Genomic DNA, 12,551 nt, shown 5'->3' on the forward strand with positions numbered 1-12,551 from the left:
CGCAGCGGGGTCGCGGCGGGTTCGCTCAGGCGTGCACGTGCCCGTAACGGTGGCGGGTGCGGCTGACGGCCTGCTCGCGCACGACGGCGAGCAGCTCGCGCCGGCCGCTGGCGACCACCGGCGCGTCGAGCACGGTCACGGTGCCGAGGCGGGTCGCGGCGGCCTCGCGCAGGCCCGGCGCACGGCCGACCACGCGGACGCGGCCGATGACGCGGCCGGCCGCGACGGCGGCGGCGAAGTCCGCGTGGGACGTCGGCGCCTCGTGCGGCACGCCCCAGCCGCTGTCGCTGTCCGGCACGACCACCGCGGGCACGCCCGCCCGCTTCGCCGCGGCGAGCACGCGCCGCACCTCGATCGGCAGGGCGCCGTCGCCGACGCGCACGGTCAGACGGTCGATGGGCCGGTAGCGGAAGGTGTTCTCCTCCACCCGCAGGCCGGACTTGTCGTGCCCGACGCCGATCTCGGCCGCCCACGCGGCGTCGTCCGACGCCTGCGCCGCGGCGAGCCAGCCCTCGGGGTCGTGGGTGCGCGACGGCACGCCGTCGGCGTCCGCCCACGCGCCGAGCTCGGCGACGTAGTTGGGGCCGCCCGCCTTGGCGCCCGGGCCCACGGCCGAGGCCTTCCAGCCGCCGAACGACTGCCGCTGCACGATGGCGCCGGTGATGTGCCGGTTCACGTACACGTTGCCCGCCTCGACGCGGTCGAGCCAGGTGGCGATCTCGTCGTCGTCGAGGGAGTGGATGCCCGCGGTGAGACCGAAGTCCACCTGGTTCTGCAGGCGGATCGCCTCGTCCAGGTCCTGGGCGGTCATGATGCCGAGCACGGGGCCGAACACCTCGGTGAGGTGGAAGAACGACCCGGGCGCGACGCCGTCGCGCAGGCCCGGCGACCAGAGCCGGTCCTCCTCGATCCCCGCGGCGCGGGCGGCGTCGTCCAGGCGACGCGGGCGCACGAGCCACGACTCCCCCGGCTCGAGGGTCGTCAGCGCGCGCAGCAGCTTGCCCTGCGCGGGCTCGGTCAGCGGCCCCATCACGGTCGACAGCTCGGTGGGCGAGCCCACCGCGAGCGACTGCACGGCGTCGACGAGCTGGCGGCGGAACCGCTTGCCGGTCTCGGTGGTCGGGTCGCCGACCGAGCCGACCAGGATGACCAGCGACGCGGCCGAGCACTTCTGCCCGGCGTGGCCGAAGGCGCTCTTGACCAGGTCGGAGACGGCGAGGTCGAGGTCCGCCGACGGCGTCACGACCAGCGCGTTCTTGCCCGACGTCTCCGCGAGCACCGGGCGCTCCGGCCGCCAGGAGGCGAACAGCTCGGCCGTCTCGATGGAGCCGGTGAGGATCACGCGGGCCACGTCCGGGTGGGTCACGAGGTGCTGGCCGAGGTCGCCGTCGGGCACCCGCAGGAACTGCACGACGTCGCGCGCGACCTGCGGGTCGAGCCCGATCTCCGGCGCGACCTCGTCGAGCCCGGCGTGCACGGCCTCGATCGCCAGCTCGTAGCAGCGCGGCGTGGTGGGGGCCGGCTTCGCGAGCACGGAGGACCCGGCCGCGAGCGCCGCGAGCGCACCGCCCGTGGGGATGGCGACGGGGAAGTTCCACGGCGGGGTGACCAGCGTGACGCCGTCGGGTGTGAACGTGGCGCCGTCCACCTGCTCCAGGGCCTCGGCCATCGCGGCGTAGTAGTTCGCGAAGTCGATCGCCTCGCTGACCTCGGGGTCCGCCTCGGCGACCGTCTTGCCCGGCTCGTGCACCATGGCGGCGACGAGGTCCGTGCGGCGCGCCTCGAGCTCGCGGGCGGCGGCGCGCAGCACGCGCGCGCGGTCGGCGGGCGCGACGGCGGCCCAGGCGCGCTGGGCGGCGACGGCGCGGGAGACGGCGTCGTCGATCGCCTGGGTCGAGGTGACCTCGGGGGCCTGGACGGGGACGAACCCGGAGTCCGGCCCGACGACGCTGCGGGCCCACGCGCGGTGGCCGGCCACGGCCGGGTCGGTGTCGACGGCGTTGCGGAACGGCTCGGCGGAGGGGCAGCCGGCGGCGGTGGGCGCGGTGCCCCCGCCGGAGAACCGGTCGCGACGGCGCGGCGCGACGTCCACCGGCTGGTAGTGCACGCCGTGCCTCACGGACGCGCGGAAGGCGAGCTCCTGGCGTTCCATGGCCGTGGCCTCGACGCCGTCGTCGCCGCCGGCGGGAGCGAAGGCGGCGTGCAGGAAGTTCTGCTCGGCGGCGTTCTCCTCGAGGCGGCGCACCAGGTAGGAGATCGCGACGTCGAAGTCCTCGTCGCGCACCACCGGCGTGTACAGCACGACGTGGCCGCCGTCCTTGGCCACCTCGTCGCGCACGAGGCGCGCCTCGATGGGGGCCATGCCCTGCAGCATCTCGATGTCGAGCCCCTCGGTGACGCCACGGCCGCGCGCGAGCAGCACCGCGAGCGCCACGTCGAAGAGGTTGTGCGACGCGACCCCGAGGCGGACGGCGGCGGTGCGGTCGGCGCGCAGGTGGTGGTCGAGGATGCGCACGTAGTTGGCGTCCACGTCCGGCTTGGTCGGGTAGGGCGCCTGCGCCCAGTCGTGCAGCTCGGCCTCGACGTGCTCCATCGCCAGGTTGGCGCCCTTGACGAGGCGCACCTTGATGCGCGCGCCGCCGTCGGCCACGCGCTTCTGCGCGAACTCGGTGAGCTCGTCGAGCGCGCCCATCGCGTCGGGCAGGTACGCCTGGAGGACGATGCCGGCCTCGAGGTCGCGGAACTCGTCGCGGTCGAGCACCTGCGTGAAGACCGCGGTGGTGAGCGCGAGGTCCTTGTACTCCTCCATGTCGAGGTTGAGGAAGACGCCGTGGTCGCGCGCGGCCCGGTACAGGGGCAGCAGGTGCTCGACGACACGCTCGCGCGAGCCGTCCAGGTCCCAGGTGACGAGCTGGGCCGCGACCGACGACACCTTGACGGAGACGTAGTCGACGTCGGGCCGGCGCACGAGGTCGATGGTGCGCTGCAGGCGGGCGGCGGCCTCGTCGTCGCCGAGCACGGCCTCGCCCAGGAGGTTGACGTTGAGGGTGTAGCCCTCGGCGCGGGTGCGGGCGAGGTGCTGGGTGAGCCCCTTGCCGGCGTCGGCCACGAGGTGGCCGACGAGCTGGCGCAGGCGCACCCGGGCGGCGGGGACCACGACGGAGGGCAGCACGGGCGCGACGACGGCGCCGACCTTGAACAGCGTGCGGTCGACGGGGCCGAGGAAGGTGGCCGAGCCGGCGTCCCGGCCGAGGCGGGCGAGCGCGGTGGCGGCGACGCCGACGTCCTGGGGGCGCGCGACGTCGTCGACGAACCCGACGGCGAGCTCCAGCCCGGCCGGGTCGGAGACGAGCGAGCCGAGCCGCTCGGCGGTGGCGCGCGTCTTCCGGTCCGCGCGGGTGGTCGACCCGGTCTGGCCGGACGAGCCGGAGGCGACGGCGATCCAGTGGTGGGCGAGGGCGACGGCGTCCTCGACGAGGGCTTCGGCGCCCTGCTGGCCTGCGACGGTGTCGGCGCTGCGCACGGCGGAGGGGGTGGCGCCGCCGTGCGCCGGAACAGAGGTACTCATGCCACCAGGGTGCGCCCTCGGCCCAGGGCCCGTCTTGTACGATCGGGCCCGCGATGGGCGCAGATTCCGACAACACCGGCGACGCCTCGGGCGACACCTCGAGCGGCGCCCTCGGCGACCCCTCGCCGGCCCGCGACGACGCGTCCACGGACGTTCCCGGCACCGCCGCCCTGATGGCCGCCCTGTCCCCCGTGATGGTGGACCTGATGGACGAGCTGTCCGACGTCATGTTCTGCGCCAAGGACGCCGACGGGCGCTACCTCGCGGTGAACCAGGTGTTCGTGCGCCGCACCAACGAGCGCTCCCGCCGGCAGGTGCTGGGCCGCCGCGCCGTCGACCTGTTCGTGCCCGAGCTGGCCGAGCGCTACGAGGCCCAGGACGCCGAGGTGGTGCGCACGGGCCGCCCGCTGCGCAACGAGCTGGAGCTCATCCGCCGCGTGGGCGGCACACCCGGCTGGTTCCTCACGGCGAAGCTCCCGGTGCGCGACGGCGCCGGGCGCGTGGTCGGCCTCGTCTCCGTGTCGCAGGACCTGCGCTCGGGCGACGCCGACGACGCGACGATGGACGCGATGGCCCGCCTGGTCGCCGCCGTCGAGCGGCACCTCGACACCTCGCCCGGCGACCCGCTGTCCGTGGCCGACCTGGCGCGCCTGTCGGGCAGCACGCCCGCCGTCCTGGACCGCCGGGTGCGCAAGGTCTTCGGGCTCTCCCCGCGCCAGCTCGTGCTGCGCACGCGCGTGGACCGCGCCGCGCACCTGCTCACGTCCACGACGACGCCGCTCGCCGAGGTCGCCGCCGCCGCGGGCTTCTACGACCAGCCCTCGTTCACGCGGACCTTCGCCCGGCTCACGGGCGAGACGCCGTCGTCGTTCCGCCGGCGCGCCCGCGCCGCCGGCTGACCGGCGCCTCAGCCGAAGACGGGCGCCAGCGCCTGGACGAGCTGCTGCACGCCCAGCACGACGAACATGCCGGCGATGACGACGAGCGCCACGTTGGTCAGCGGCCGGTTGCGCCACCGCTCCGGCACCCGCGAGGAGTTCATGAGGAACAGCAGCGTGATCGCGAGGAACGGCATGAACAGCGAGCCCAGCACGCCGTAGGCGACGACGAGGGCGATCGGCTGGTCGAGCAGGAGCAGCAGCATCGGCGGGAACGTCAGCCACAGGATGTAGAGCCGGTAGTACGAGCCGCCCGCCTTGCGCCGCGGGTCGTCCTCCGAGAGCCCGCGCGCGGTGGCGACGAAGTCGGCGAACATCAGCGACACGCCGTTCCACACGCCGAGCACCGAGGAGAACGACGACGCCCAGAACCCCACGAGGAACAGCGGCGCCATGAACGCGCCGTAGCGCTCGGCCAGCACGTCGGCGAGGTCGACGAGGCCGCCCTCGCCGTCGGCGATGGTGATGCCGGAGGAGTAGAGCAGCTCGGCGCCGACGATCAGCATGGAGATCACGAAGACGCCGGAGATCACGTAGGCCATGGCGTTGTCGATCCGCATGACCTTCATCCAGCGCGGGGTGTGCCAGCCCTTCTCCTTGAGCCAGTACCCGTACGCCGCGAGCGTGATCGTGCCGCCGACGCCGCCGGCGAGGCTGAGGGTGTAGATGATCGAGTCCTCGGGGATCCGCGGCACCAGGCCACCCAGGATCTCGCCGATGTTCGGCAGGGTGAGGACCGCCGAGCCGACGATCGTCACGAACATCACGCCGACGAGCACCGCGATGACGTACTCGAACATCTTGTACTTGCCGAGCCAGACGACCGCTGCCCCGATGAGGCCGGACATGATCGCGAACCAGATCAGGTCGACCTGCGGGAACAGCGCGACGAGCGGCAGGGCCGAGCTCGACATCGCCGCGGCGCCGTAGCTGAAGCCCCACACCACGATGTAGATGCCGAAGTAGACGCTGGCCCACGCGCCCAGCGACTTCCAGCCGTCGAAGATCGTGCGGCCCGTGGCGAGCGACCAGCGCCCGGCGCCCTCGACGAGCACGATCTTGATGAGGACGCCGAGGACGGCGGCCCACATCAGGGTGTAGCCGAAGCGGCTGCCCGCGACGAGCGTCGCGACCAGGTCGCCGGCGCCGATGCCGGTGGCGGCGACGACGAGGCCCGGGCCGACGATGCGCCAGCGTGGGCGTTCGTCCCTGAGCTCGTGGTCGAGGGCGGGAGATGCGACGTCCTTGTCAGCCATGTCGCCGGAGGCTACCGCACGGGTGTTGCGGGCATCGGAAACATGCCGGGCAGGTCCGATCTCGCCGTCCCGGGCCGTGCACGAATCCCACAATCAGACGGCCCCAGCACGCCGATGGACACCGCGCCTGTGTATGAGTCGTACAAATCCGTGCCCTGCGCTCTTGGCGACGTCCGGCCATGACCGCGGCCGGGCCGAGCACCTAGCGTCGTCGTCATGACCGCAGCCACCCTCTCCCTCTCCCCCGCCCGCCCGCGCCGCGTCCTCGCGGACCTGCTGCCCGGGGCCCTCGCCCGCGACGCCGTGCTCGTCGTCGCGGTGGCCGCCCTCACCGCCCTGGCCGCGCAGGTCGTGATCCCCGTGCCCGGGCTGCCGGTGCCCCTCACCGGCCAGACGTTCGCCGTCCTGCTCGGCGCCGCCGCCCTCGGGCCGTGGCGCGGCGCCGCCGCCCAGGCGGTGTACCTCACCGCGGGCGTCGCCGGCCTGCCCGTGTTCGCCGGCGCGACGGCGGGCTGGGAGTCGGTCGCCGGCGCGTCCGGCGGCTACCTCGTCGGCTTCCTCCTGGCGGGCGTGGTCGTCGGGGCGCTCGCGCGCCGCGGCGCCGACCGCCGCGCGCTGTCCACCGTCGGCACCTACGCCCTCGGCACCCTCGCCGTCTACGCGGTGGGCGTGCCGTGGCTCGCGGTGAGCACGGGGATGCCCGTGGGTGCCGCACTGCTCTCCGGCGCCGTCGTCTTCCTGCCCGGCGACGCGCTCAAGGCCGCGCTCGCGGCCGCCCTGCTGCCGACCGCCTGGCGGTTCGTGCGCTGACGCACCGCCGGTCGAGCGTGTCGAAACCGCCGTCCCTCGGTCTCGACACGCTCAACCGGCGGCATCGTCGGGTCAACGCCCGGACACGGCTCCGTAAGGCGGCGGGTTTCGCCCGCTGGAGGGTGCGCGGGAGCGGCTACGGTGGGCGCCGAGGCCCACCATCCCGGGCCGCGCCACCCCTGCCGGGGCCCCTGACCGGGGCCCTCGGCACCGTGTCCTGGAGGACCCGTGACGACGACGACGTCGATGACCTCGACACCCCTGCCCGACACCCCGGCCGCACCGGCCGCCGCCCCCGCGCCGAGGGCGAGCTCCCCGCTCGACACGGCGCACAGCCAGCTCGCCAGCGCCGTGGCCGTGCTCGGCTACGACGAGGGCCAGCGACAGATGCTGGCCACCCCCCGCCGCGAGATCCACGTGGCCGTGCCCCTGCGGCGCGACGACGGCGAGACCGTCCTCTTCCACGGCTTCCGCGTGCAGCACAACATCACCCGCGGCCCCGGCAAGGGCGGGCTGCGCTACGCGCCCGGCGTCGACATCGACGAGGTCCGCGCCCTCGCCATGTGGATGACCTGGAAGTGCGCCATCGTCGACCTGCCGTACGGCGGTGCCAAGGGCGGCGTCGCCATCGACCCGCGCGACTACTCGACGGCCGAGCTGGAGCGCGTCACCCGCCGGTACACCTCCGAGATCATGCCGATGATCGGCCCGGACACCGACATCATGGCGCCCGACATGGGCACCGACGAGCACACGATGGCATGGGTCATGGACACCTACTCCGTGAACCGCGGGTACACGATCCCCGCCGTCGTCACCGGCAAGCCCCTGGCGCTGGGCGGCTCCCGCGGCCGTGGCACCGCCACCAGCGCCGGCATCGTGCACGCGACGGCGGCCGCGCTCGGCGAGGCCGGCGTGCCGCTGACGGACGTCACCGTCGCCGTGCAGGGCTTCGGCAAGGTGGGTTCGCACGCCGCCGCGATCTTCGCCGCGCGCGGCGCGACCGTCGTCGCGGTGAGCGACCAGTACGGCGGGCTCCGCAACGACGCGGGCCTCGACGTCCCCCGCCTCCTCGCGCACGTCGCGGCCACGGGCTCCGTCGTCGGCTTCGACGGCGCCGACCCGCTGTCCAACACCGAGCTGCTCGGCCTCGACGTCGACGTCCTCGTGCCGGCCGCCGTCGAGGGCGTGCTCGACGGCGTCACCGCCGCGGGCGTCCGGGCACGCTGGGTGGTCGAGGGCGCCAACGGCCCCACCACCACCGAGGGCGACCGCGTGCTCGCCGCGAACGGCGTCACCGTCGTGCCGGACGTGCTCGCCAACGCCGGCGGCGTCGTCGTCTCCTACTTCGAGTGGGTGCAGGCCAACCAGACCTACTGGTGGTCGGAGGAGGAGATCGCCGACCGCCTCGAGCACCGCATGACCTCCGCCTACGGCGACGTCTCGGCGCTCGCCAAGCGCGAGGGCCTGTCGCTGCGCGACGCCGCGCTGGTCATCGGCGTGCAGCGCACCGCGGAGGCGCACCGCATCCGGGGGCTGTACCCCTGAGCACCGACCGGACGGACCCCGCGGCGCCCGCGGCCGACGACCTGGAACCCCTGGTCGCGCGGCTGCGGGCGGCCGGCTGCGTGTTCGCGGAGGACGAGGCGGCGCTGCTGCTCGAGGCGGCCGCGCGCCCGGAGCCGGCCGCTCGGCGCCGCGGCGGAGGTGCCGACGCCGTCGACGGCGACCGCCTCGAGGAGCTGGTCGCCCGGCGCGTGGCGGGCGAGCCGCTGGAGCACGTGCTGGGCCGGGTGGAGTTCGCCGGCCGCTCCTGGTCCGTGGGGCGCGGCGTGTTCGTGCCCCGGCGCCGCACGGAGCTGATGGTCGGCGCAGCGCTCGCGCTCCCCGCCCCGGCCACGGTGCTCGACCTGTGCTGCGGCTGCGGCGCGGTGGGCGGCGCCGTGCTGCTGGGGCTCCGGGCCGCGGGCGCCGCGCCGGTGCTGCACGCGAGCGACGTCGAGCCCGCCGCCGTCGTGCACGCCCGTCGCAACCTCGGGCCGCTCGGTGCCGCCGTGCACGAGGGGGACCTGCTGTCCGTCGTGCCGGCGATGCTGCGGGGACGCGTCGACCTGCTGCTGTGCAACGCGCCCTACGTGCCCACCGGCGCCATCGCGACCATGCCGCCCGAGGCCCGCGACCACGAGCCCGCCGTCGCGCTCGACGGCGGGGCCGACGGCCTCGACGTGCTGCGCCGCGTGGTGGCGGCCGCCCCGGGCTGGCTCGCCCCGGGCGGGTCGCTGCTCTTCGAGGTCGGCACCGGCCAGGTCGACGGCGCGACCGCGCTCGTCGAGGCGCACGGGCTGCGGGCGACCGTCGTCACCGACGACGACCCGGACGCCGACGACGCCACCGGCGGCACCGTCGTCGTCGCCACCGTCACCTGACCCGCGGTCAGGCGCGGGGCTGCTTCTCCGCCCAGTCGGCGAGGGTGACGCGCGGGCCGGTGAAGAACGGCACCTCCTCGCGCACGTGGCGGCGGGCCTCGGTGGCGCGCAGGTCGCGCATGAGGTCGACGATGCGGTGCAGCTCGTCGGCCTCGAAGGCCAGCAGCCACTCGTAGTCGCTCAGCGCGAACGTGCTCATCGTGTTGGCGCGCACGTCCTTGTAGCCCGCCGCGGCCATGCCGTGGTCGCGCAGCATCGTGCGGCGCTCGGCGTCGGGCAGCAGGTACCAGTCGTAGGAACGCACGAACGGGTACACCGAGAGGTAGTCGCGGGGACGCTCGCCGGCGAGGAACGCGGGCACGTGGCCCTTGTTGAACTCGGCGGCGCGGTGCAGCGCCACGACCGACCACTCCGGCGCGAGCGCCGACCCCAGGCGGGAGGCGCGCAGCCGCTGGTAGGCGCCCTGCACCGACTCGACGGTCGGGCCGTGCACCCACACCATGAGGTCGGCGTCGGCGCGCAGGCCGGCGACGTCGTACACGCCGCGCACGACGACGTCGCCCTCGGCGCGGGCGGGGTCGCGGGCGTCGTCGGGCTGGCCGTCCCAGAGGGCGGCCTCCGCCTCCGCGGCGATCTCGGCGCGCTCGGCGTCGCCCACGGGCAGCGGCTCGGCGGTGGAGAAGACCGCGATCATCGCGTACCGGATCGACTCGTTGATCGCGGCGGCGTCGACGGTCTCGCCGGTGTCGCCGTGGATGTGGCTGTCGGTCATGACGTCCTCTCGGTCCGGGTCAGGAGTGCAGGTCGACGCTGCACAGGGCGGGGATGCCGCTGGGCTCCTCGTCCCGCCGCAGGCAGCAGCCGGGGGCGCACACGGAGCGGAACGCGGGCAGGTTGCCCACCGTCTCCTCCGCGACCTCCTCGCCGCGGGCGATCGCCGCGCGCTCGAGGAGCAGGTCCACCAGGCCGGAGACGAACACCGGGCGCGTGCCGACCGTGCCCGCGCGCACCGCGGTCATGCCGAGCTCGGCCGCGGTGGCCATCGCCTCGGTGTCGAGGTCGTAGGCGACCTCCATGTGGTCGGAGACGAAGCCGATCGGGGACAGGACGACGTCCTTGAGCCCCTCGCCGGCCCGCTCGGTGAGCAGGTCGTTGACGTCCGGCTCGAGCCACGGCTGCGACGGCGGGCCGGAGCGCGAGCAGTACGCGAGCTCCCACTCGACGGCGTGCCCGCGCACCTCGGAGACGACGGCCGCGATGACCGCGGCGACGTCCAGGTGCTGCGCCGAGTACGTGGCGTGCGAGACGCGGGACGCGGCCTCCATCGTGTCGGGGATGGAGTGCGTGACGAAGACGAGCTTGGCCGCGGCCGGGTCGCCGCCCTTCGCCTCGAGCGCCTCGTAGCCCTCGAGCACGGCCTCGGCGTTGGCCGCCACGAAGCCGGGGTGGTTGAAGTAGGAGCGGATCTTGTCGAACTGCACGCCGGTGGAGCCCTCGGAGCCGAGCTGCCCGCGCTTCTCCAGCGTCACCGCGAGGTCCTCGCGGTACTGGCGGCAGCCGGAGTACGAGGAGTACGCGGAGGTCACGAGCGCGACGGCACGCGTCGCGCCGAGACGCTCCAGCTCGTCGATGGCGTCGGTGGTGTAGGGCTCCCAGTTGCGGTTGCCCCACACGACGGGCAGGTCGATACCGCGGTCGGCGAGCTCGGCCTCGAGCGCCGCCTTCAGCGCGAGGTTCTGCTCGTTGATCGGGCTCTTGCCGCCGAAGCCGTAGTAGTGCTCGCCGACCTCCTCGAGCCGCGAGTCGGGGATCCCCTTGCCGGCGGTCACGTTGCGGAGGAACGGGACGACGTCCTCCGGCTTGTTCGGGCCACCGAAGGAGTACAGGAGCAGGGCGTCGTACGGGCCGGCATCGGCCGACTGGGGGGTCAGCGACATGACTGCCATCATGGCACCGGCTCAGAGCCCGGCCCGCCGAGAACGCGCTCCGGCCGACGTGACGTTGAAGGAACGCGTTGTCATCTCGTCGCCGACGTCCCGCACAGCCGTCCCGTCAGCCCGACGCCGGACGGTCGGGGATGTCCGCCTGCGCGAGCCGCAGCCGGTCCAGCAGGTCGCGCAGGTGCTCGAGCTCCTCGCCCGGCAGGGCCGGGCTCACGTACTCCGCGATGGTGCGCACGTGCGCGAGCCCGGTCTCGCGCTGGCGCCGCGCGCCTTCCGCGGTGAGCCGCACCAGGGTGCCGCGGGCGTCGTCGGCGGGCACCGACCGCGCCACGAGGCCGCGCCCCTCGAGCCGCTCGACCATCCGCGACAACGACGACTGCGCGATCAGCATCCCCTCGTTGAGGTCGCGCAGCCGCAGCTCGCCCCGCGGGGCGCGCGACAGGGTGAACAGCACGTCGTACTCCCGCATCGACAGGTCGCGCCAGATGTCGTCGGCCTGGAAGCGGCGCATGAGCGTGACCTGCGCCCGGAACAGCGACTCCCAGGCCTCGGCGGCGAGGCGGACGTCGGCCGTGGGGCGGGTCTCGTGCTCGGGCGGGGTCACCGTGGCAGTGTGCCGCACTCCCCGCCGGTCGGGCCTGTCGGAGCGCCGGGTCCGGGCGGTCGGCACCGCCGGGCACCGCTCAGCGGCCGAGACGGCGCTCCCGCCGGGAGAAGTCGCGCAGGGCGCGCAGGAAGTCCACCCGGCGGAAGTCGGGCCAGTACGCCTCGCAGAAGTACAGCTCCGAGTGGGCGCTCTGCCACATGAGGAAGCCGCCGACGCGCAGCTCGCCCGACGTGCGGATGACGAGCTCCGGGTCCGGCTGGCCCTTCGTGTAGAGGTGGGCCGCGATGTCGTCGACGTCGATCCGCTCGGCCAGCTCCTCGAGCGACGCACCCGTCGCGGACTCCTGCTTGAGGTACGACCGGACGGCGTCGGCGATCTCGTGCCGGCCGCCGTAGCCGACGGCGACGTTCACCTGCAGCCCCTGGACGTTCTTCGTGGCCTCCGCCGCGCCGCGCACGGCGTCCGCGAGCTCGCCCGGCAGCAGGTCGAGGCGGCCCACGACGCGCAGCCGCCAGCGGCCCGACTCGGCGAGGTCCTGGACGGCGTCGCGGATGATGTCGAGCAGGTCGGCCAGCTCGGACGCGGGGCGCGCGAGGTTGTCGGTGGACAGCATCCAGAGGGTGACCACCTCGACGCCGAGCTCCTCCGCCCAGCCGAGGAACTCCGCGATCTTGTCCGCCCCCCGCCGGTGCCCGGTGGCAGCGGTCTCGCCGAACGACCGGGCCCACCGCCGGTTCCCGTCGAGGATGACGCCCACGTGCCGGGGCGTCTGCGCCGTCGGCAGCGAGGCGGCCAGGCGCCGCTCGTACAGGCCGTAGAGCAGGTGGGGCATGCGCACGCGGGACCTCGGGGGTTCGGGCCGGACCGCGGGCGCGCGACAGCGCGGGCACCCGGCGGGGGCAGGACGGACGGAGAGCGGGACAACGGTACCGCTCCCGTGGACCCGCAGGTCCAGGGCCTGGGCGACGCTCGGCGACGCCCCGCAACCCCTGCGCACGATCTT

Annotated in this window: 10 protein-coding genes; 4 read left to right on the forward strand and 6 right to left on the reverse strand. The window is 74.6% G+C overall.

Features of this window, described 5'->3' with window-relative positions:
• Window positions 1-25 precede the first annotated feature (25 nt).
• On the reverse strand, window positions 26-3,568 hold the full coding sequence (locus ACFQ80_RS01790) for a proline dehydrogenase family protein (RefSeq protein ID WP_430562337.1): 3,543 nt from the start codon (window positions 3,566-3,568) through the stop codon (window positions 26-28).
• Between the two features lie 53 nt (window positions 3,569-3,621).
• Between ACFQ80_RS01790 and ACFQ80_RS01795 the strand changes: the two genes are divergently transcribed.
• Window positions 3,622-4,467, forward strand: coding sequence for a helix-turn-helix domain-containing protein (locus tag ACFQ80_RS01795; protein ID WP_430548898.1), 846 nt, complete (start codon window positions 3,622-3,624; stop codon window positions 4,465-4,467).
• An 8-nt stretch (window positions 4,468-4,475) separates the two neighbouring features.
• Here the strand turns inward: ACFQ80_RS01795 and ACFQ80_RS01800 are convergent, their stop codons facing one another.
• Window positions 4,476-5,762, reverse strand: a complete 1,287-nt coding sequence (locus ACFQ80_RS01800; RefSeq protein ID WP_430562338.1) for an Nramp family divalent metal transporter — start codon at window positions 5,760-5,762, stop codon at window positions 4,476-4,478.
• A 216-nt stretch (window positions 5,763-5,978) separates the two neighbouring features.
• Between ACFQ80_RS01800 and ACFQ80_RS01805 the strand changes: the two genes are divergently transcribed.
• The 3 genes from ACFQ80_RS01805 to ACFQ80_RS01815 all read left to right on the forward strand — a co-directional run bounded on the left by ACFQ80_RS01805 (window position 5,979) and on the right by ACFQ80_RS01815 (window position 8,998).
• On the forward strand, window positions 5,979-6,572 hold the full coding sequence (locus ACFQ80_RS01805) for a biotin transporter BioY (RefSeq protein ID WP_430562339.1): 594 nt from the start codon (window positions 5,979-5,981) through the stop codon (window positions 6,570-6,572).
• A gap of 246 nt (window positions 6,573-6,818) precedes the next feature.
• Window positions 6,819-8,120 carry a Glu/Leu/Phe/Val dehydrogenase gene (locus ACFQ80_RS01810; RefSeq protein WP_430562340.1) on the forward strand — a complete coding sequence of 434 codons (1,302 nt, stop codon included), beginning with the start codon at window positions 6,819-6,821 and terminating at the stop codon, window positions 8,118-8,120.
• 41 nt (window positions 8,121-8,161) lie between these two features.
• Window positions 8,162-8,998, forward strand: a complete 837-nt coding sequence (locus tag ACFQ80_RS01815) for a putative protein N(5)-glutamine methyltransferase (RefSeq protein WP_430562436.1) — start codon at window positions 8,162-8,164, stop codon at window positions 8,996-8,998.
• 7 nt (window positions 8,999-9,005) lie between these two features.
• Here ACFQ80_RS01815 and hemQ read toward each other — a convergent pair whose 3' ends face one another.
• The 4 genes from hemQ to ACFQ80_RS01835 all read right to left on the reverse strand — a co-directional run bounded on the left by hemQ (window position 9,006) and on the right by ACFQ80_RS01835 (window position 12,386).
• Window positions 9,006-9,770 (reverse strand): hydrogen peroxide-dependent heme synthase, encoded by a 765-nt coding sequence (gene hemQ, locus ACFQ80_RS01820; protein WP_430548894.1) that lies wholly within the window; start codon window positions 9,768-9,770, stop codon window positions 9,006-9,008.
• 19 nt (window positions 9,771-9,789) lie between these two features.
• A complete protein-coding gene (locus ACFQ80_RS01825) occupies window positions 9,790-10,935 on the reverse strand; it encodes a ferrochelatase (protein WP_430548893.1) in 1,146 nt (381 codons plus the stop codon).
• A 115-nt stretch (window positions 10,936-11,050) separates the two neighbouring features.
• A complete protein-coding gene (locus ACFQ80_RS01830) occupies window positions 11,051-11,545 on the reverse strand; it encodes a MarR family winged helix-turn-helix transcriptional regulator (protein WP_430548892.1) in 495 nt (164 codons plus the stop codon).
• Window positions 11,546-11,624: 79 nt separating this feature from the next.
• On the reverse strand, window positions 11,625-12,386 hold the full coding sequence (locus tag ACFQ80_RS01835; protein WP_430548891.1) for an isoprenyl transferase: 762 nt from the start codon (window positions 12,384-12,386) through the stop codon (window positions 11,625-11,627).
• Between the last annotated feature and the right edge of the window lie 165 nt (window positions 12,387-12,551).

The sequence above is a fragment of the Isoptericola sp. NPDC056578 genome (assembly GCF_042793275.1).
GTDB lineage: Bacteria > Actinomycetota > Actinomycetes > Actinomycetales > Cellulomonadaceae > Isoptericola.

Excerpts from the sequence above, each read along its gene's own strand:
- ACFQ80_RS01825 (WP_430548893.1), bottom strand. The coding sequence starts at position 10,935 with ATGTCGCTGACCCCCCAGTCGGCCGATGCCGGCCCGTACGACGCCCTG.
- ACFQ80_RS01810 (WP_430562340.1), top strand. The coding sequence starts at position 6,819 with ATGACCTCGACACCCCTGCCCGACACCCCGGCCGCACCGGCCGCCGCC.
- ACFQ80_RS01805 (WP_430562339.1), top strand. The coding sequence starts at position 5,979 with ATGACCGCAGCCACCCTCTCCCTCTCCCCCGCCCGCCCGCGCCGCGTC.
- ACFQ80_RS01800 (WP_430562338.1), bottom strand. The coding sequence starts at position 5,762 with ATGGCTGACAAGGACGTCGCATCTCCCGCCCTCGACCACGAGCTCAGG.
- ACFQ80_RS01795 (WP_430548898.1), top strand. The coding sequence starts at position 3,622 with ATGGGCGCAGATTCCGACAACACCGGCGACGCCTCGGGCGACACCTCG.
- ACFQ80_RS01790 (WP_430562337.1), bottom strand. The coding sequence starts at position 3,568 with ATGAGTACCTCTGTTCCGGCGCACGGCGGCGCCACCCCCTCCGCCGTG.
- hemQ (WP_430548894.1), bottom strand. The coding sequence starts at position 9,770 with ATGACCGACAGCCACATCCACGGCGACACCGGCGAGACCGTCGACGCC.